The organism is Parashewanella curva, from assembly GCF_003675895.1.
Taxonomy (GTDB): domain Bacteria; phylum Pseudomonadota; class Gammaproteobacteria; order Enterobacterales; family Shewanellaceae; genus Parashewanella; species Parashewanella curva.
The window spans coordinates 1-1,038 of record NZ_ML014949.1 but is presented as its reverse complement, the minus strand read 5'-3'; the positions used below and the strand labels follow the sequence as shown (position 1 = coordinate 1,038).

1 protein-coding gene is annotated in these 1,038 nt (G+C 41.1%); it reads right to left on the bottom strand.

All coding sequences use genetic code 11. From position 1 onward, the window contains the following. Nucleotides 1–5: 5 nt before the first annotated feature. Nucleotides 6–953 (bottom strand): IS1595 family transposase, encoded by a 948-nt coding sequence (locus tag D5018_RS21375; RefSeq protein WP_121840982.1) that lies wholly within the window; start codon nucleotides 951–953, stop codon nucleotides 6–8. Nucleotides 954–1,038: the final 85 nt, after the last annotated feature.

Genomic DNA, 1,038 nt, shown 5'->3' with positions numbered 1-1,038 from the left:
CCTGATTACCCATGAAGCCCAGCCACTTTTAAGAGTTTTTTAGGTAAAGGTGGCGTTCTTACTGCTATGTATATGAATCTGGGCAATAAATCCTCTAATTTGAACCTTCGGTTAAACCGATAACAAAACTCAGCGAGATAGCGTGGTAAATACTTTTTGTCTACTGAGTGATACGAGCTCGTAATCGCATTTTTCACATTACCTAGCATGGTATTTACCCAAGTAAACTCTTCTTTTTCTACGCTTGATGCACCGCCACCAGTTACAATGCTTTTATGTTCACAGCCAGCTTCTTTTACTGCTTTGAAACAATGCAGACCATCAGACACAACGGTTGAGCCTGCGGATAGATGTTGCTTCGCCCATTTCTTGAGTTCAGCTAAGCTAAAGGTCTTTACCACACTGAAACGCATAGCAATAGGGTGTTCTTCCTCATTTACGGAAACGGCTGCCACTATCGGCTCTTTGTTTTCAGAACCCCGCCCAGGCTTTCCACCTCTATGTTCACCTCCGATATAGGCATCATCAAGCTGTATGGTTCCTCCAAGTGGCTTTTTATCGTCACGCTCCTTCATAACTTGCATGATTTTCTGCTTCACACTCCAAGCCGTATTGTAGGAAACGCCTATTTGTCGTTTCAAAGACAGTGCTGAAACGCCAGTTTTAGATTGGGTGATGACATAAATAGCTAAAAACCATTTAGTTAATGGCAACTTGGAGCTAGCAAATATAGTATTACTAATTAAGGATGTCTGGTGATGACATTTATTACACTGGTATATCTTACGCTGCTTAAGCTTGCAGTGCTTATCGTGACCACAATGGGGACACTTGAATCCACTCGGCCACTTCCAATCAAATAGCGCTTTTTCACAATTATCTTCAGTACCATAATCTTCAAAATGCTGAATCAAACTGTAGCCAGCCTGAAACTGAATTTTATTCTTTGGCATGAGTTTCACCTAACTTCATAGTGAGCTTTCAGAAAATATAATCTGAATATGCTGAAGCTAGGCTGAAGTTAATGGGGAATCAGGT